The organism is Nocardioides psychrotolerans, from assembly GCF_943371775.1.
In the GTDB taxonomy this organism is placed as follows: domain Bacteria; phylum Actinomycetota; class Actinomycetes; order Propionibacteriales; family Nocardioidaceae; genus Nocardioides; species Nocardioides psychrotolerans_A.
Window position 1 is genome coordinate 1 of the sequence record NZ_CALRWD010000092.1, and the last position, 17,268, is coordinate 17,268.

Below are 17,268 nucleotides of genomic sequence, written 5' to 3' on the forward strand. Positions count from 1 at the left end.
GCAGGAGCAGGAGGGGTCCGAGTGTCCGTCTCATGATGGTTCGGACGCTACCGGGCTGGGCGGGGTTCCGAGCGCTGCTGGCAGGCTGGCCCGGTGACCGACCGCAAGCGCTCCTTCACCCGCGCCGAGCTGGAGTCCTTCCGCGACGCGGAGGTGCCCGACCTCCTCCCGAGGACCGAGGACCAGCAGCTGCGGCTGCTCTTCGTCGGCATCAACCCCGGCCTGTGGACCGCGGCGACCAGCACGCACTTCGCCCACCCGGTCAACCGGTTCTACCCCGCGCTGCTGCTCGCCGGGGTGATCGAGCGGCCGGTCGACCCGGCCGCGGGCATGACCGACGAGGACCGCGACTACCTGCGCGCACGGGGCATCGGCATCTCCAACCTCGCGCGTCGCGCCACCGCCCGCGCCTCCGAGCTGAGCAAGGACGAGCTGCGCGAGGGCGGGGAGGCACTGGCCGCACTCGTCCGTCGTACGACGCCCGCGGTGGTGGCCGTCGCCGGCATCACGGCCTACCGCACGGCGTTCGGCAGGCCCAAGGCCGTGCTCGGGCGGCAGCCGGAGCCCTTCGAGGGGGCCGAGCTGTGGGTGGTGCCCAACCCCAGCGGGCTCAACGCGCACGAGACCGTGGCGTCGCTCGCCGAGGCCTACGCGGCGCCGGCGCGGGTCGCGGGGATCATCGCAGCGTCCTAGAACTCCTGGTCCTTGCCCAGCACGGTGAGCCCGTCCTCGACGACGAAACCGCGCGCCTGGTCGGCCTCGAGGTCGACGCCGATCTGGCCACCGGGCGGCACGACGACGTTCTTGTCCAGGATCGCGTTGCGCACGACGGCGCCGGAGCCGACCCGCACGCCGTTGAGCAGGACCGAGCCCTCCACGACCGCGCCCGGCTCGACCCGCACGCCGGGCGAGAGCACCGAGCGGGTCACCTTGGCGCCGCTGACGACGACGCCCGGCGAGAGCAGCGCCTCGTCGACGGTGGAGTCGACGCCGTCCGCGCCCTGCACGACCTTGGCCGGGGGCTGCGGGCCGTAGGAGGTGTAGATCGGCCAGTCGAAGTTGTAGAGGTTGAAGACCGGCAGCGGCGAGACGACGTCCATCTGGGCGGCGTAGTAGGAGCCGAGCGTCCCGACGTCGCGCCAGTAGCCCCGGTCGCGGTCGGTCGCGCCGGGGACGACGTTGTCCTTGTAGTCGTAGACACCCGCCAGGTTGCGGCGCACGAAGGACGGCACGATGTCGCCGCCCATGTCGTGCTTGGAGCCGGCCGTCGTCGCGTCGCGGGTGACGGCCTCGATCAGCGCGTCGGCGTCGAAGACGTAGTTGCCCATGGAGGCGAGCACCTCGCCGGGGCTGTCGGGCAGGCCGATCGGGTCGGTCGGCTTCTCGAGGAACTCGCGGATCCGCGACGGGTCGTCGGGGTGCACGTCGATCACGCCGAACTGGTCGGCGAGGCCGATCGGCTGGCGGATCGCGGCGACGGTGCAGGTCGCGTCGCTCTCGACGTGCTGCTGCACCATCTGCGAGAAGTCCATGCGGTAGACGTGGTCGGCACCGACCACGACGACGATGTCGGGCTTCTCGTCCTTGAGCAGGTTGAGGGACTGGAAGATCGCGTCAGCGCTGCCGAGGTACCAGTGCTTGCCCACCCGCTGCTGCGCCGGCACGGGCGTGACGTAGTTGCCGAGCATCGTCGACATCCGCCAGGTCTGGGTGACGTGCCGGTCGAGGCTGTGGGACTTGTACTGCGTGAGCACGACGACCTGGAGGTAGCCGGAGTTGACGACGTTGGACAGCGCGAAGTCGATCAACCGGTAGATGCCGGCGAACGGCACGGCGGGCTTGGCGCGGTCGGCCGTGAGCGGCATCAGCCGCTTGCCCTCCCCACCCGCGAGGACGATGGCCAGGACCTTCTTGCGCGACGCTGCACTCATGTCTGGACCCTAGCCGGACGGTGGGGCCTAGGGTGAGCGTCGTGCGCGTCGATGTGGTGTCCAAGGAGTATCCGCCGTCCGTCTACGGAGGGGCCGGGGTCCACGTGACCGAGCTGGTGCGCGCGTTGCGCGCCCGCGCCGACGTCGATGCCCGGGTGCACGCCTTCGGCGGCCCGCGCGCCGAGGCCGGCACGTCGTCGTACGCCGACCTGGTCGAGCTCGCCGGCGCCAACGCCGCGCTGCAGACCCTCGGGGTCGACCTGGCGATCGCCGACGCGGTCGGCGGGGCCGACCTGGTGCACTCCCACACCTGGTACGCCAACATGGCCGGCCACGTGGCGTCCCTGCTGCACGGCATCCCCCACGTCGTCTCGGCGCACTCGCTGGAGCCGCTGCGGCCGTGGAAGGCCGAGCAGCTCGGCGGTGGCTACGCGGTGTCGTCGTGGGTGGAGCGCACGTCCTACGAGGCTGCGGCCGCGGTGATCGCGGTGTCAGCAGCGATGCGCGACGACGTGCTGGCCTCCTACCCCGCCGTCGACCCGGCGAAGGTGCACGTGGTCCACAACGGCATCGACACCGAGCAGTGGTCGCCGATCGTGGCGCCCGACCGCGTGCGCGAGCTCGGCGTCGACCCCGACCGACCCTCGGTCGTCTTCGTCGGCCGGATCACCCGTCAGAAGGGCCTGCCGCTCTTCCTGCGCGCCGTCGCGCAGCTGCCGCCCGAGGTGCAGATCGTGCTCTGCGCCGGAGCACCCGACACCCCCGAGATCGCGGCCGAGGTGGAGGGCCTCGTGGCGACGCTGGCCGCCGAGCGGTCGGGCGTCGTGTGGATCCGCGAGATGCTGCCGCGCCCCGACGTCGTGGCGCTGCTGACCGCGGCCACGGCCTTTGCCTGCCCCTCGATCTACGAGCCCCTCGGCATCGTCAACCTCGAGGCGATGGCCTGCGAGACGGCCGTCGTCGCGACCGCCACCGGCGGCATCCCCGAGGTCGTCGTGCCCGGCGGGACCGGGCTGCTGGTCCCGATCGAGCAGGCCACCGACGGCACGGGCACGCCGCTGGATCCCGTCGGCTACGTGCGTGACTTCGCCGCCGCGCTCAACGAGGTCGTCGCCGACCCCGCACGGGCGGCGGCCATGGGTGTCGCCGGTCGGCAGCGCGCCGTGGAGCACTTCGGCTGGCCGGCGATCGCCGAGCGCACCGTGGGGATCTACCGCTCGGTCCTGTGACGCAGGATCCGCTCGTTGACCAGCTGACCCTGCACCGTGACGACGCGGACGTCGTTGACGACCACCTCGCCGACGAAGCGGTGACGGCCGCGCAGCGGGACCTGGGTGAGGAAGCGCAGCCACCCCGAGACGGTGACCGCGGCGTGCCCGTCGATGGCGTCGTCGAGCACGAGGTGCCGGCCGTCGCTGGTCGGTGCCCAGGGAGAGCGTGGGCTGGGCTGCCCGGCCCGGATCCGTCGTACGGCGGTGCCGTCCGGGTGGAAGCCCGCGAGCTCCTCGACCTCGAGCGGCGTCAGCGGCGGCTCGATCGCCACGCGCTGGCTCCTCGGGGTCATGGTGGGTCAACGAGCGCCTCGCCTCCGGGTGACGGGCCTGTGGAGGAGCGGTCGCGCGATCGCCCGGATCGGGGGATCGTCGGGGACATGACCCTCCAGATGAAGATCCAGACCCAGTCCGACCTCGAGCAGGCCTGGCGCACCCTCATGGGGCCGCTCGGCTTCGGCGGCCACAGCGTGTGGCTGGTCCTGCTCGAGCCCGACGGCACGACGACGCCGATGATCATGGAGATCACCGAGTCCGAGGAGCCGCTCGACGAGTCGATGCAGACCAGCCTCGCCGAGCTGCTCCGGCTGCTGACGACCGAGACGGTCCCCGACGGCCGCGTCGCCTTCCTGCGCACGCGCCCCGGACGCGACGGCGTCAGTGCCGCTGACCGGAGGTGGGCGACCGCGCTCTACGCCGCGTGCCGGCTGGCCGGCGTGCGGCACGAGGTGGTGCACGTCGCCAACGACGTGATGCTGCACCCGGTGCCGCTCGATGCCCTAGGTTCGGCTGCGTGACCAAGCTGATGTTCGTCCTGTCGGGCGACGACCTGTCCGTTGCCCTGCACTCCCCCGACCTGCGAGCCACGCTGGCAGCCGCCGGCGCCGAGCGAGTGCAGGTCAACGTCGACGACGAGCACGTCGCGCCGGCGATGCGCATCCCGACGGGGGACGCGATCGGGGCGGTCGTCAGCGTCTGGACGAGCGGCCCCGCGGCCGTAGTGGTCTCGGCGCTCGAGGCCGTGGCCGGCCGTGTCGCCGGCTGGGAGGTCGAGGAGCGGCGGCCGATCGAGCCGCCCGAGACCTGGGACGGCACCCGTGGCGCGGGGCTCGCCAACGTGGCGGTGCTGCGCCGGCCCGACGAGCTGACCCACGAGGAGTGGCTGCACCGCTGGCTCGTGGACCACACCCCGATCGCGATCGCGACCCAGGCGACCTTCGGCTACGTCCAGAACGTCGTGGTCGCCGCCGTCACCCCCGACGCGCCGGACAAGCACGCGCTGGTCGAGGAGCTGTTCCCGATCGAGGGCATGACCGACATGCACGCGTTCTACGGCAGCGGCGGCGACGACGCCGAGCTCTCCCGGCGCCTCGACCTGCTCATGGGCAGCGTCACCCGCATCGGCGCCGACCGCGACATCGACCTGGTGCCGACCAGCCGCTACCTCTACGCGCTCCCCTGACCTGACGCGTCCTGGGTCAGCTGACGGACCGGTCGACGACCGTGCCGTCCTTCTCCGCCCGCAGATAGCCGGACTCCCCGAACTCGTTGGAGGCATAGGCCGCCAGCCAGGTCGTCGAGCCCTGCTCCGGCTTGCGCACGATGACGTAGGCGCTCGTCGGGTCCTCGATCAGCATCCGCACCTTGCGGACCAGCCGGGCCAGGACCGCGGGGTCGATCGTCGAGAGGTCGAAGCGGTCGTAGGACGAGGTGCTCTTGGTGCTCTCGCTCAGCTCGCCGTCGAAGTAGTAGCTGATGGCCCGCCTGCCCTGAGGCTCGGCGGGCGCCGACGTCACGGCGTACTCCTCGTAGAGCACCGCCTCGAACACCGCCGACCCCCCGGTCTCGGCGCGCAGCGCGTCGAGCAGGTCCTGGAAGCCGCCCGGGCTGAACAGGTCCGGCGGGACGGCCTGTCCCGGCTCCTCGAACCCGTCGAAGGGGTCGAATCCCTCGAAGGTCTCCTCCGAGCTGTCGGTGGCGTTGCCGATCACGCTGAGGATCACCGCGCCCGCCCCGATCGCCATGACGAGGAAGAAGATGATCGGGACGAGGATCAGGGCCTTCGACGCACCCGCCGGCTTCGAGCCGTACATCTGCGTCACCTGCGCCGACACCAGCTGGTCCTGCGGTGGGCCGTAGGTGACCTGCGGCGCGGGAGGCGTCTCGCTGCTGGCACCCGCCCGCGGAGGCTCGTAGGTCGTCCAGGCCGGCGCCGCCTCGCGGTGCGCGAGGTCCTGGGTGATCATCTGCAGCTCGCTCGCCGTCTGCGCGTGCCGGAGCTGGTCGACGCGGCGGTCCCGGTCGGCCTGCACGATCCGGCCCTCGGTCAGGGCCGCCTCGACAGCCGTGATCGCTGCGTTGCGCTCGCCGTCGCTGACTCGGTCCACGGGGGTCAGGCTAGCCCTCGCGGTCGGTCTCGGCGAGCCGCTCGTGCAGCCGACGTCGTACGTCGTCGGGCGTCACCTGCGCGCGCTTGCGCTGCTCCCGGGCGATGATGGCCCCGGTGGCGGCGACCCCCGTCAGCCCCGCGATCCCGAGCACCTTCCACAGCTTCATCGACAGGACTCCTTCATCGTGCACACCTCACGCCTGACCCTCGATGCTGCGGTCGACCTGACCCGCACCGGGGACCTCTGGCTCTTCCGTGGCCACTCGGCCGCCGACCACGCTATCCGCGTCCTGACCAACGCGCCCGTCAACCACGTCGGCATGGCGATCGTCATCGACGACCTGCCGCCGCTCATGTGGCACGCCGAGCTCGGCAAGGGGCTCCTCGACGTGTGGACCGGAGACCACCACCGCGGGGTGCAGCTCCACGACCTGCGGGGTGCCGTCGAGCAGTGGTGCGGTCGCTACGAGCAGCGCGCCTGGCTGCGCCAGCTCGACGGCGACGTCACGCCGGAGATGGAGGCGGCCGTGCTGCGGACGGTGGCGCGGCTCGACGGCACCCCCTTCCCCGCGACCGCCAAGCTGATCGGTCGGTGGGCGCGTGGTCGCGTGCGACGCCCCGCACCCGCCGAGCTCACCTACTGCGCGGAGGTGGTGGCCGCGACCTACCAGGCCATGGGACTGCTCGACGGCTCCCGCCCCACCAACTTCTACGACCCCGGCACGTTCTGGTCCGGCGACGAGATGGAGCTGGGGCGCGGGGCGACGCTCGGCGACGAGATCGAGGTCGTCATGCCCCGGCCGTGACCCACTCCTCGCCGCCGATCACCCGGCGCACGGGCTCGGAGAGTGCGCCAGACGGCACGGTGCGCAGCAAGGACGCGGCCGTGAACTCGGCGGCATAGCGGTCGAAGGACCGGCCCTGGCTGAGCATCGCGTGCTTGCCGCCGGGGACGGTGATGAAGCCCAGCGACGCCCGCCGCGCGAGACGCTCCGCGACCACCCGGGCACGGGAGATCGGGGCGATCCGATCGGCGTCGCCGTGGACCACGAGCACGCGGCGACCCGAGAGGTCCGCGTCGTCGTCGGGGTAGACCCACGGGTTGAGGGCGACCACCGACTCGACCCGCGACCGGTCACCGGCCAGCAGGGCCGCGCGGCCGCCGAGGGAGTGTCCGACGAGCCCGACGGGAAGGTCGGCGTAGTCGGCCCGGACCTGGCTGATCGCCCAGACCACGTCGCGCACGGGGGTGTGCACCGAGTCCCAGCCCCGGAAGGAGTTGAGGAGCCGGTAGACCGCCAGCTGACCCCGCCCCTCCCGCGCGACCCGGCGCGCGGTGGGGATCATCCGGAGCACCGAGAGCTGGGTCGGGCTGACCATCATCTGCTGGCCGCGCGTGGCTCCGCCGTGCAGGACGAGCACCACGGCCGTCGCACCCTCGGGCTCGCGGACGGGGATCAGCCGGGGGGTGGCTTCCACGCTCAGCGCTTCTCCTTCTTCGTCTTCTTCTTCGACGTCCTGGTCAGCGCCGACGGCTTGTGGACGGCCTCGCCGCCGCTCTTGTCGCTCTTCACGAGGTACTGCGGGTCGTCGGGCGAGGCCTTCACGTCGCGCTTGGCGGCGTGGGTGTCGGAGGTGATCTTCTTCTCCACCTTGCCCACGGCCGTGCCCCCGTGGCTCTCCCACTCGACCCGGTCGCCCTTCGACAGCTTCTTCTCGCTCATGGCTGGCCAGTACCCATCGTCGCTGCGTTCAGGCGCAGCCCACGCACGTGCGCGCCATCGGTCGGGCCTCGAGCCGCCCGGCCGGGATCGACCGACCGCAGACCTCACAGGTGCCGTAGGTGCCGGCGTCGAGCCGGGCCAGGGCGGCGTCGACCTCGGCGAGGTGGGCGACCGCCTGGTGCACGAGCGCGTCGACCTGCGAGCGCTCGAAGGCGATGGTGGCGCCCTCGGGATCGTGCTCGTCGTCGGCGTTGGTGTCGCGCGAGGCGGCGACCACGGCGTCGAAGTCGCCGCGCAGGCTGGCCAGGCGGCTCGCGGTGCGTCGTCGCTCGGCCTCGAGCCTCGCCCTGGTCTCGCCGTCGCCGTCGGTCACGGGGAGGGCGTGGGCGTGGGCGTCGGCGCAGGCAGCGTGGGATCGACGTCGGTGGGCAGCGGGTCGGTCGGTGTCGGGTCCACCGGCTCCGTCGGCTCCTCGGTCGGGGTCGCCGAGGGGTCCTCGCTGGGCACGTCGGAGGGGTCCTCCGTCGGCTCGTCGCTGGCGCCGTCGGTCGGGTCCTGGGTCGGCTCGGTGGCGCCGTCGCTCGGCTGGCGGTCCGGCCGCTGCTCGTCGTCGTCGGAGGACGAGGAACCCCCGCCGGTGAAGGTCGAGCTGGAGTCCTTGCCGCTGCCACCGGTGTAGGACGACACGCTGCGGCCGGTGAGCGCCTCGAAGGAGGCGATCGCGAGCAGGACGACGAGGAACGTGGCCGCGGTCAGGGCCGCGATCCGCTTCCACGGCAGCACCACCAGACGCTCGCGCAGGGTGGGTGGTGCGGCAGCCGCGTCGTCGAGGTCGGCCTTCGCCTCGCCGAGGCGTTCGTCGGCCATGTCGAGATGAGCCTCGACGGCAAGGTCGTCGCCCTGGCGGCGACCGGCGCGGCGCACCTCCGCCTGGGCGATCCCGACCTTGAGCAGCGCGGTCTCCTGGGCCTTGGCCAGGGAGCGCCTGCTGCGCGCGAGGCCCTGCGCGTAGAGCTGGCTCGTCACGGTCACCGCGACGCTGCCCAGGGCTGCGCCGATGAGGGTGCCGACCGCGCCGAGGGTGGACAGCAGGACCGCGGTCGAGACGGCCGCCAGTGCTCCGGCAGCCGTCTTGACCCAGTCGATCTCTAGCTTCGGGTCGTCGTCAGTCATCCCTGCCCACGATGCCACGGTGACCCAGCCCACAGCACCCCCTCAGCTCACCTGCACCGCCGTCACGACGAGGTTGTCGGCGTAGTGGAAGCCCCCCGAGGTGCGTCTCCTGCTGGTGCAGGTGACGAGGTGCAGGACGTGGGGGCCGTCGGTGCGGAAGAGCTCGGCCGGCAGCCCGCGGGTGCGGGCGAAGCGCTGGAGGCGGCGTACGACGAAGCGGTGGGCGGTGCCGTCCGTCGCCGTCCAGCTGACCACGTCGCCGACGCGCACCTTCCTCAGGCGCCACAGGGCCCCAGGCCGGTCGTGGCGGTCGGAGACGTGGCCGGAGAGGACGCTGGCGCCGAGCAGGTCGCGGGCCGATGAGGTCGTGGCCAGCCACCCGAGGCGTCGCTCGTCGTCGGGGATCGCCATCGCGCCGCGGTCGAGACCGACGCCGTCGACGGGTGCGGCGATGCCGACGCTCGGGATGCTGAGCCGACCGGCCGGCTGACGTCTCGCCGAGGAGACCGGGGCGCGGTAGTGACGACGCAGGTAGCGCGGCTCGGCACGTCGGGTCGGCACCGTCGCCTCGGGCTCGAGCGCGGCACCGCCGAGCAGGGCAGCGGAGCCGAGGCCGTGGAGGTCGCCGGAGCCGGGCCCGGAGGGCACCTCGGGCACGTAGGGAGTGACCGGCCGGGTGACGAGCGCCGTCTCCACGGGCACGCCCGGCTGCGTGCTCGCAGCCTCGGTCGAGGCGGTCGCGGGCAGCCGCTCGCTGTAGGTGTAGCAACCGCCGACCTCGAGCAGCGTGGACCGGGTCTCGTGCGTGCCGTTGCCGCGGGCCACCAGCTCGCCACGGTCGGCGACCGGTGCGCCCCGCCAGTCGAGCCCGTCGCAGGAGCCGTCACCCCGGAGGGCGAGCGGTCCGTGCAGCCACCACCGCACCGTGACCCGGTCGTCGGCGCCGAGCCCGCGCAGCCGCACGGTGTCGGAGATCCGCTCGCCGGTCAACGCGTGCTGGTCGGAGGCGACCGTGCTCACCCGGGGCGTACGACGGAGCGCGAGCGCCGTCTCCGTCTCCAGGCCCGGCGGGCTCACCGCCTCGCTCGTGAGTGCGGTGGCGACGACCCGCTGGCTGTAGGTGTAGCAACCGGCGGCGCGCAGCGTGGTCGACGGTGTCCGGTAGGTCCCGTCACCCTCCGCGAGGATCTCCCCGCTGGCGACGACCGCGGCCGAGCGCCAGCCCAGGTCGGCGCACGAGCCGTCGCGAGGTGCGCGCGGGCCGTGCAGCGCCCACGTGATCGTGACGGGGCTGTCCTCGACACCGCCCAGCACGACCCGGTCGTGCAGCGCGTCACCGACGAACGCGCGCTGCTGCGAGGCGGTCGTGCGGATCGTCGGCGTGAAGGGGATGACCCGGGTCGTCTCCTCGACGATGCCGCACCGCGTGGTCACCGGCACGGTGAAGTCGTCACCGGGCAACGACTCGACCCACGTGTAGTAGCCCACCGCGGGCACGACCAGAGACGGCGTCGTGAAGGTGCCGTTGCCCGCCACGGTGAAGGTGACGCTGCCGGCCCGGGTCGTCGGCGTGCAGTCGCCCACGCCCGGTTGCTCGGCGAACGGGCCGAACAGCATCGCCGTCACCTGCGCGTCGTAGCCCTCGGGCATGCCGTTCACCGTGACCACGTCGTGGATCTCGGCCCCGGGCGTCACGACCGCCTCGGAGGTGTGGGTGACGACCTCGGGTCGGGCCTTGCGGATCTTGGCGCTGGCCTGGACGACCGCGGTCGTGCGGCTCTCCTGGGCGATCCAGCCGCGCTGGATCCCGACCGGGCGAGCGGTGCGACCGCCGTGCGGGCGCCAGGACCGGGCGCGGTAGAGCAACCCGTCCGCGGCCGGCCCGGTGGCGAAGGCGCGGATCCGGTAGCGGCCGATGTCGTGCGGCTTGATGCGCAGCTTGGTGCGGTGCGCGTTGGACCGCACGGGTCGCGGGCAGCGGATCGGCCCCGTGCAGACGAAGCGCACCTCGACCCCGGGCACGCGCACCCCCGCCGCGGAGAGGACGCGCACCCGGTAGGTGCGGGTGCGGCCGAGGCGCATCGGGCCCTGGTTGCGGCTCTCCATGCGCAGCTCGTAGGGGCCGCGGAAGCGCGAGGCCTGCGACCACATCTCCTGCGCGAGCCGCATGATCGGCCCTCCCAGGCCCCCGATCGGCGGCCGCACGCGCTCCCCCACCTCGAGGCCCTGGGGATAGACCACGGCCCCGCCGGGTCGCACCCCGTCGCCCATGACCTCGCGGATGATCAGGGCGATCGCGGCGTCACGGTCGTCGCTGCCGGTGGAGCCGCCACCGGCCCACGTCGAGATCACGTGGTTGAGCGCCGCCACCTCGGGGTCTCCGACCCGCTCCCCCAGCTGGTTGACGATGCGGTCGGTGCCGACCGTCGGCGCGCTGCGCGGCAGCTGCGAGTCATAGAGGAAGTCGATGCAGAAGAACACCCGGCCATCCGGCGCGCGGTAGGTGCCGATCCAGGTCAGCCCTGTCGCTCTCCCGCTCGACCAGCGCAAGCAGGCGCCGTTGACCAGGTTGGGGTCGATGCTGCGGCAGGCGCCCTTGGCGACGCGCGTGGCGGCGTCGGCTGACGGCGTACGGCCAGGTGGGAGCAGGACCAGGACCACCGTCGACAGGACGAGGCCCAGGGCGAGGAGGGCGTGGACGAGGGGACGGAGGTGGCGTGGGAGCGACATGACGAGCACCGTTGCCGCTCCAGCGCGCCGGGAAAACCACGATCTGCGCGCCTGTGGACGACCGCCTGATCGGGGTGCCGCTAGCGTGCACGCCGTGGACACCTATGACGCCGAGAACCTCTTCGACGAGATCGAGTTCGGCGCTCGCGCAGACAAGGCCGAGGCCCACGAGCGGGTCGGACGGTCGATCCCGGTCGGTGAGCACGGACGCGTGATGTTCCTCAAGGCGGCCGCCGAGCACTGGGTCATGCGCGACGAGATCGCCCATGCCCGCGAGCTGCTCGCCGAGGTGGCGGACGGTCCCGACGAGGGCGTGCTGAGCGTCCGCGCGATCGAGCTGGCCATCGCGCTGCGCGAGGACGACACCGCGGAGGCCGAGACGTTGCTCGGCCAGCTGCTCGCCGACTTCCGCAAGGACCTGGTCACCACCGCCACCTGCCACTTCGTCGGCGAGTGCCTGGAGCGGGCGGACCAGCCGAAGAAGGCGCACCGCTGGTTCACCCTGCCGCTGTCCAACGTCGACCCCGACGAGGACCTCGACACCCTCGAGGAGATGTGCGTCGAGGGTCGTGCCCGCGTCCGGCGCCGGCTCGGGCTGCCGCACGACCGCTACGACGCGGTCGCCGACGAGCTCGCGGCGATGCGCGAGGGCTGACCCGGGGCCGGGCCTACGATCGCGACCGATGAGTTCTCCGGGCGTCCCGGGTCGGAGCACCTGAAGGACCACCCGACCCGACCCGACCTGAGGAGCCACGATGGCCGCCCTGCTCAACCCCTACCTGCACTTCGAGGCCACTGCGCGCGAGGCGATGGAGTTCTACCAGTCGCTCTTCGGCGGCGAGCTCACCCTGATGACCTTCGGCGACATGGGGATGGAGGGCGACACCGCCGGCCACATCATGCACGCCCAGCTCACCGCGCCGAACGGCTTCACGCTGATGGCCTCGGACACGCCGCCGGACATGACCCTCACGAAGGGCGAGACCGTGAACCTCTCGCTCAGCGGCGACGACGAGGCCGAGCTGCGCGGCTGGTTCGAGGCGCTCGCCGAGGGCGGCGAGGTGCACGTGCCGCTCGAGAAGCAGATGTGGGGCGACCTCTTCGGCCAGACCGCCGACCGCTTCGGCATCACCTGGCTGGTCAACATCAACCAGCAGGGCTGACCTCCAGCCGATCGGGCCCGGGGCGTGAGAACGTCTCGGCATGGAGACTCCCCCGGGCACGATCAGCGAGGACGGCCACTGGCGCTGGGACGGTCGGACCTGGGTGTCCACGGCGCCGCAGCAGCCGCAGCCGGCCTACGGGCAGCAGACATACGGCCAGCCCGGCTACGGGCAGCCCGGCTACGGGCAACCGGGTTACGGGCAGGGCTATCCGCAGACGCCCTACGGCTATGCGCCGCAGAAGCCCAACCACACGGTCCGCAACGTGCTGCTCGTGCTGGCCGGCGTCTTCGTGCTGTTCTTCGGCGGCTGCGTGGCGCTGGTGGGTCTCGCGGCCAACGAGGTCGACAACGTGATCGAGGACATCGAGGCCAACGACCAGCTGCCCGGGGGCGCCGACAACCCGCTGGAGATCCGGGCCGGTCAGCCGTTCAGCGTCTACGGCTTCGACTACCAGGCGGGGTGGAGCGTCGGGCCCGACGAGTTCGGCGAGATCGAGGTCCTCGACCTGAAGTTCGAGAACAACCGAGACGAGCCCGACTCGCTCCTCGCCGACCTGCGCTTCATCCGCGGCAACGAGGTGCTGGCCACCGCGACCTGCTCTTCCGACCAGGCCAGCGTGGGCCAGATCGTGCCGGTCGAGTGCTACGGCATCGACCCGATCCCGACCGACTACGACACGATCACGATCCAGGACAGCTACTGATCGTCGTGCGTGTGGGCCCAGTGGGGCTCAGTGCAGGAGCTTGAGGCCGGTCACGCAGCCGACGAGTCCCACGAGCAGCAGCACCTTGAGCACCGACACCGACTCCTCCCCGCTCGCCATCGCATAGGCGACGGTGAGGGTCGCGCCGATGCCCACCCACACGGCGTACGACGTGCCGACCGGGAGGGTGCGCATGGCCCAGGCCAGCCCCGCCATGCTCCCCAGCAGCGCTGCCGCGAAGGTCACGCTCGGAACGAGTCGGGTGAATCCCTCGGAGCGACCCAGCGCGGTCGCCCAGACCGCCTCGAGCACGCCTGAGATCACGAGAACGAACCACGACACCGGCGACTCCTCTGGGCCGTCTTGTCGCGAGCCGGGTACGGCACCCATCGTCCGGGAGCCTCGTCGGGCTCTGGCTCGATCATAGCTTCGGGTGGGGATGAGGGCACGTCGACGGCTGTCGTCCGCTCCATCAAGGTATGCGGACGAACCGCCACTTCCCACGGTGCACACCCCGTGGTGGGTGGCGTGTCGTCGTGGGAAGTCGGCCGGGCGCGTGCAGACCCTGAGCCGACTACCCGACCCGCTCCGCCATCGCGAACGGCACGGTGAGGACGCCGTCGCGGATCCTGAGGTGGTAGCGCGTGCGACCGCGCTTGACCAGGGTGCCGACAACGCCTTCGTAGCGCCCCTGCGCGGTCACCCGCATCGGCTCGCCGACCCGCGCCGGAGGCCCGAGCGGCCCGGCAGCGGGCGGCTGGAGGATCCGGCGCAGGTGGGCGTCGTAACCGGGGGTCATGGCGACGGTGCGGCCGCGGTGGGTCCAGGTGAAGAGGTGGGCCACGTCGAACGTGCCGGAGCAGAGCTTGCAGGTCAGCGGGCGCTCGGGGCGGCGGTGGCGGGTGACCCGGTGCCCGGCGCTGCACAGCCCGACCCAGGCCCCGTCGACGGACGGGGTGTCGGGCGACATGCACCGCTCGGCGCTGCAGCCGATGCGGCGGGCGGTCGCCTTCCACACCCGGTCGTGGCCGTGCCGCGCTCCGACCAGCGCATGGGCGACCTCGTGGAGGATCGTGTCGCGCACGTCCGCCTCGGAGTGCAGCTCGGTCAGCGGCGCGGAGAGACCAATCTGCCGGGTGGTCTCGCGGCAGATCCCGGCACGCCGCTTGGCGCGGTCGAAGACCAGCTCCCAGTCGTGGAGACCGTGCTCGTCGAGCAGGGCGCGACCCAGGCGGGCTGCGGCGGTGAGCTGCACGTCGTACCTCCCTCGACCATCGGTGCACCTCAATCCTAGGAAGGACCGCCGACATCGGTCCGAGGCGCTCCGCGCAGGTGCGAGGATGAGGCCATGACCACTGAGAAGCCCCTCATCGTGCTCGGCAACGACGGCTCCGACGCGGGCGAGCCCGCCCTGCGCTGGGCCCTCCAGCAGGCCCGCGTCACGGGCAGCCGGCTCCAGGTCGTCCGCGGGTGGACGATGGCGACCGCGCCGCGTCCGGAGACCCAGACGGTCGGCTACGTGCCGCCGCTGGAGGACTTCGAGGCGGCCGTCGTGAAGGCGATCGAGGCCGACTGCGCGGCGGTTGTGGCCGACTTCCCCGAGGTCGAGGTCGCCTACATCGCCAAGCGCGGCCCGTCCGCCAACGCCCTGCTGGACTGCGCGGAGGTCGCCGACCTCGTCGTCGTCGGCGCGCGTGGGCTCGGTGGCTTCCGCGGGCTGGCGCTCGGGTCGACGAGCGACCAGGTCACCCGCCACGCGTCGTGCCCCGTGGTCGTCGTGCGCCACCGCAAGGACGCGCAGATCGAGCGGTCGCTCCCCCGCGAGTGACCCGCGAGTGACCCGCGCGTGAGTCCGGTCAGACGACCGACGGCTCCTCGACCTCGGCATCGTCGAGGTCGACGACCCGCGGCCGACCGGGCATCGCGAGCGCGACCACCACGACGAGCACGGCCAGGACCGCGCCGACGCCGAAGCCCCAGCGCATGCCGCCCACGAGCGCCTCGAGCGGCGCTCGGCCACCCTCGAGCAGGCTGTCCTGGCGCGAGGCCATGACGGTGACGACGACGGCCGTGCCGACGGCGGCCGCGACCTGCTGGAGCGTGCCGAGCAGCGAGCTGCCGTGGGAGTAGAGAGGGGGTGGCAGCGCCCCGAGGCCGAGGGTGAAGACGGGCGTGAAGATCGCGGCCAGCGACACCATCAGCAGCACGTGGGCGCCGAGGATCGGCCACAGGGAGCTGTCGACGTCGACCCGGGTGAGCGAGGCCAGCGCCACCAGGACCCCGATCGCTCCGGGGATGACCAGCGGCCGCCCGCCGACACGGTCGAAGAGCCGCCCGACCGTCGGTCCGAGCAGCCCCATCGCGAGACCGCCCGGCATCACCAGGAGGCCGGCCTGGAGCTCGCTCAGGCCGCGCACGCCCTGGAGGTAGAGCGGGAGCAGGATCATCGAGCCGAGCATCGCCATGAAGGCGATCGACATCAGCACCAGCGCGAGGGCGTAGGTCCGGTGGGTCAGCGTGCGCAGGTCGAGCAACGGCGTGCCGCCGCGCTGGAGCTGCAGCTGGCGCAGCACGAAGGCGACCACCAGGGCGACGCCGAGGCCAAGCGTCAGGAACGGGACGTACGTCGGGCCGCCGTCGGCACCGAGCTGGCTGAGGCCGTAGACCAGCGGCCCGAAGCCGCCGGCGGCGAGCGCGACGCTGAGCCAGTCGAGCGAGGAGGCCACGGGCTCACCGACGTCGGGGAGCCGGCGCAGGCCGACCACCGCGATCGCAGCAGCGACGGGCAGCACCAGGCCGAACATCCAGCGCCACGACGCCGCCTCGAGGATCACGCCGGACACGGCCGGCCCCATCGCGGGGGCGACGGACATCGCCAGCGTCACGTTGCCCATGATGCGACCGCGGTCCTGCTCGGCGACGACCGTCATCAGCGTCGTCATGAGCAGCGGCATCATCACCGCGGTGCCGGCCGCCTGGATGATCCGCGCCACGAGCAGCACCGCGAAGCTCGGCGCCAGCGCGGCGAGCAGCGTGCCGACGCAGAAGACCGCCATCGCGGTGCCGAAGGCCGTGCGGGTGCGCACGCGCTGGAGGAACCAGCCCGTCACCGGGATCACCACGGCCATCGTCAGCATGAACGACGTGGTCAACCACTGGGCCGCCCGCGCGTCGACGTCGAGCTCGACCATGAGCCGCGGGACGGCGTTGATCATGATCGTCTCGTTGAGGATGACGATGAAGGTCGCTGCGACCAGCCAGCGCAGCACGCCGTAGTCGGCGGGCGCAGCGGGCGCGGCGGGGTCGGTCTGGCCGGTGGGAGCGAGCATGTGGGGTTGGACTTCCTGTCGACGCGGAACTCATCGGCGAGCGGCGCCCACCCTACGATTCGCCACCGACATCGAGCGAAGCCTTTCCCCCGACCAGCGCCCGACCAGCGCCCGGTCAGCGCCTGGCGTCGGGCTCCAGGTCGGTGCTCCAGAGCACCGCGCCGGTGAGGTCGCGCAGGCTCATCGTGAGCCGCCCGTCGGTCGCGATGGCGGCGTGCCCGAAGAACTGGTTGCCCTTGCGCGGCGACTCGGTGGGGGTGGCGGCGGTCTTGCTGAAGACCACCTCGGGGCCGAAGGTGCCGTCGAGGTCGTTGGGCCCGAAGGTGCCGGCCGCGATCGGCCCGGCGACGAACTCCCAGAACGGCTCGAAGTCGGTGAAGCCGGCCCGCGTCGGGTCATAGCGGTGCGCCGCGCAGTAGTGCACGTCCGCGGTGATCCACACCGTGTTGCGGATCCCGCGGCGCTTGATCTCGGAGAGCACGTGCGCGATCTCGAGCTCCTTGCCGAGCGGGGCACCGGGGTCGCGGTTGGCCAGGCTCTCTTGGTTGACCGGGCCGTCGGGCACGACGACACCGAGCGGCATGTCGGCGGAGATGACCTTCCACGTGGCCGTCGAGCGGTCGAGCTCACGGACCAGCCAGTCGACCTGCTCCTGGCCCAGGATGTTGGTCCCCTCTGCCTCGAGCCCGGCGGTGTTGGGGTCCTTGAAGGTGCGCATGTCGAGGCAGAAGACGTCGAGCTGCGGGCCGCGCGCCACCTTGCGGTAGATCCGCGCGGGCGCGAAGCCCCGGTCGCGCCCGCGATCGGGACGGTGGGCGCGCGGGTCGGCGATCGGCATGTGCTCCTGCCACG

At 72.4% G+C, this 17,268-nt stretch carries 22 protein-coding genes and 1 riboswitch; of the genes, 9 read left to right on the forward strand and 13 right to left on the reverse strand.

The genetic code is table 11. The annotated features are described in order from the left end of the window. The first annotated feature begins 93 nt into the window (after positions 1–93). On the forward strand, positions 94–693 hold the full coding sequence (locus AAG827_RS19580; protein WP_341927896.1) for a mismatch-specific DNA-glycosylase: 600 nt from the start codon (positions 94–96) through the stop codon (positions 691–693). Here the strand turns inward: AAG827_RS19580 and glgC are convergent. Next, a complete protein-coding gene (gene glgC / locus AAG827_RS19585; protein ID WP_341927897.1) occupies positions 690–1,931 on the reverse strand; it encodes a glucose-1-phosphate adenylyltransferase in 1,242 nt (413 codons plus the stop codon). The two genes, AAG827_RS19580 and glgC, sit on opposite strands and share 4 nt — an antisense overlap. 41 nt (positions 1,932–1,972) lie before the next feature. Here glgC and glgA point away from each other — a divergent pair, with 41 nt between their 5' ends. Next, positions 1,973–3,160 (forward strand): glycogen synthase, encoded by a 1,188-nt coding sequence (gene glgA, locus AAG827_RS19590; protein WP_341927898.1) that lies wholly within the window; start codon positions 1,973–1,975, stop codon positions 3,158–3,160. On the opposite strand, the gene AAG827_RS19595 is transcribed toward glgA, so the two are convergent. Then, positions 3,142–3,474 (reverse strand): hypothetical protein, encoded by a 333-nt coding sequence (locus AAG827_RS19595; protein ID WP_341927899.1) that lies wholly within the window; start codon positions 3,472–3,474, stop codon positions 3,142–3,144. The two genes, glgA and AAG827_RS19595, sit on opposite strands and share 19 nt — an antisense overlap. A gap of 108 nt (positions 3,475–3,582) precedes the next feature. Here AAG827_RS19595 and AAG827_RS19600 point away from each other — a divergent pair, with 108 nt between their 5' ends. Together AAG827_RS19600 and AAG827_RS19605 are read left to right on the forward strand one after the other, a co-directional pair. After that, the gene (locus AAG827_RS19600) at positions 3,583–3,999 is read left to right on the forward strand and encodes a hypothetical protein (RefSeq protein ID WP_341927900.1); all 417 of its coding nucleotides are present in this window, start codon (positions 3,583–3,585) and stop codon (positions 3,997–3,999) included. After that, a complete protein-coding gene (locus AAG827_RS19605; RefSeq protein WP_341927901.1) occupies positions 3,996–4,664 on the forward strand; it encodes a hypothetical protein in 669 nt (222 codons plus the stop codon). The genes AAG827_RS19600 and AAG827_RS19605 overlap by 4 nt, the downstream gene beginning before the upstream one ends. 16 nt (positions 4,665–4,680) lie before the next feature. On the opposite strand, the gene AAG827_RS19610 is transcribed toward AAG827_RS19605, so the two are convergent. Together AAG827_RS19610 and AAG827_RS19615 are read right to left on the reverse strand one after the other, a co-directional pair. After that, on the reverse strand, positions 4,681–5,589 hold the full coding sequence (locus AAG827_RS19610; RefSeq protein WP_341927902.1) for a DUF1707 domain-containing protein: 909 nt from the start codon (positions 5,587–5,589) through the stop codon (positions 4,681–4,683). Between the two features lie 10 nt (positions 5,590–5,599). Beyond that, a complete protein-coding gene (locus tag AAG827_RS19615) occupies positions 5,600–5,758 on the reverse strand; it encodes a hypothetical protein (protein WP_341927903.1) in 159 nt (52 codons plus the stop codon). A gap of 18 nt (positions 5,759–5,776) precedes the next feature. Between AAG827_RS19615 and AAG827_RS19620 the strand changes: the two genes are divergently transcribed. Further along, entirely contained in the window at positions 5,777–6,397 is a 621-nt protein-coding gene (locus AAG827_RS19620; RefSeq protein ID WP_341927904.1) for a hypothetical protein, read from the forward strand. On the opposite strand, the gene AAG827_RS19625 is transcribed toward AAG827_RS19620, so the two are convergent. Genes AAG827_RS19625 through AAG827_RS19645 form a run of 5 tightly spaced genes read right to left on the reverse strand, consistent with a single transcriptional unit; the run spans position 6,381 to position 11,218 of the window. After that, entirely contained in the window at positions 6,381–7,070 is a 690-nt protein-coding gene (locus tag AAG827_RS19625) for an alpha/beta hydrolase (protein ID WP_341927905.1), read from the reverse strand. The two genes, AAG827_RS19620 and AAG827_RS19625, sit on opposite strands and share 17 nt — an antisense overlap. Positions 7,071–7,072: 2 nt before the next feature. Beyond that, a complete protein-coding gene (locus AAG827_RS19630; protein WP_341927906.1) occupies positions 7,073–7,315 on the reverse strand; it encodes a DUF2945 domain-containing protein in 243 nt (80 codons plus the stop codon). A 28-nt stretch (positions 7,316–7,343) separates the two neighbouring features. Then, positions 7,344–7,688, reverse strand: a complete 345-nt coding sequence (locus tag AAG827_RS19635; RefSeq protein ID WP_341927907.1) for a TraR/DksA C4-type zinc finger protein — start codon at positions 7,686–7,688, stop codon at positions 7,344–7,346. Next, the gene (locus AAG827_RS19640; RefSeq protein ID WP_341927908.1) at positions 7,685–8,488 is read right to left on the reverse strand and encodes a hypothetical protein; all 804 of its coding nucleotides are present in this window, start codon (positions 8,486–8,488) and stop codon (positions 7,685–7,687) included. Before AAG827_RS19640 ends, AAG827_RS19635 begins: the two co-directional genes overlap by 4 nt. A gap of 42 nt (positions 8,489–8,530) precedes the next feature. Beyond that, the gene (locus tag AAG827_RS19645) at positions 8,531–11,218 is read right to left on the reverse strand and encodes a class F sortase (RefSeq protein WP_341927909.1); all 2,688 of its coding nucleotides are present in this window, start codon (positions 11,216–11,218) and stop codon (positions 8,531–8,533) included. A 94-nt stretch (positions 11,219–11,312) separates the two neighbouring features. Between AAG827_RS19645 and AAG827_RS19650 the strand changes: the two genes are divergently transcribed. From AAG827_RS19650 to AAG827_RS19660, 3 genes are all read left to right on the forward strand, one after another. Next, positions 11,313–11,873 carry a hypothetical protein gene (locus AAG827_RS19650; protein WP_341927910.1) on the forward strand — a complete coding sequence of 187 codons (561 nt, stop codon included), beginning with the start codon at positions 11,313–11,315 and terminating at the stop codon, positions 11,871–11,873. Positions 11,874–11,973: 100 nt separating this feature from the next. Beyond that, entirely contained in the window at positions 11,974–12,381 is a 408-nt protein-coding gene (locus AAG827_RS19655) for a VOC family protein (protein WP_341927911.1), read from the forward strand. 40 nt (positions 12,382–12,421) lie between these two features. Continuing rightward, positions 12,422–13,087: a hypothetical protein gene (locus AAG827_RS19660; protein ID WP_341927912.1), complete on the forward strand. Its 666-nt coding sequence runs from the start codon at positions 12,422–12,424 to the stop codon at positions 13,085–13,087. A gap of 27 nt (positions 13,088–13,114) precedes the next feature. Here AAG827_RS19660 and AAG827_RS19665 read toward each other — a convergent pair whose 3' ends face one another. Further along, positions 13,115–13,429, reverse strand: coding sequence for an SMR family transporter (locus tag AAG827_RS19665; protein WP_341927913.1), 315 nt, complete (start codon positions 13,427–13,429; stop codon positions 13,115–13,117). A 10-nt stretch (positions 13,430–13,439) separates the two neighbouring features. Beyond that, a riboswitch (guanidine-III (ykkC-III) riboswitch) is annotated at positions 13,440–13,503 on the reverse strand. Positions 13,504–13,661: 158 nt separating this feature from the next. Further along, the gene (locus AAG827_RS19670) at positions 13,662–14,342 is read right to left on the reverse strand and encodes a SprT-like domain-containing protein (protein ID WP_341927914.1); all 681 of its coding nucleotides are present in this window, start codon (positions 14,340–14,342) and stop codon (positions 13,662–13,664) included. A gap of 93 nt (positions 14,343–14,435) precedes the next feature. Between AAG827_RS19670 and AAG827_RS19675 the strand changes: the two genes are divergently transcribed. Further along, a complete protein-coding gene (locus AAG827_RS19675; protein ID WP_341927915.1) occupies positions 14,436–14,915 on the forward strand; it encodes a universal stress protein in 480 nt (159 codons plus the stop codon). 28 nt (positions 14,916–14,943) lie between these two features. On the opposite strand, the gene AAG827_RS19680 is transcribed toward AAG827_RS19675, so the two are convergent. Together AAG827_RS19680 and AAG827_RS19685 are read right to left on the reverse strand one after the other, a co-directional pair. Further along, positions 14,944–16,416, reverse strand: a complete 1,473-nt coding sequence (locus tag AAG827_RS19680; protein ID WP_341927916.1) for an MDR family MFS transporter — start codon at positions 16,414–16,416, stop codon at positions 14,944–14,946. Positions 16,417–16,531: 115 nt separating this feature from the next. Further along, positions 16,532–17,268, reverse strand: a 737-nt coding sequence (locus AAG827_RS19685; protein ID WP_341927917.1) for an alkaline phosphatase D family protein, incomplete at its 5' end; no start/stop codon positions are given.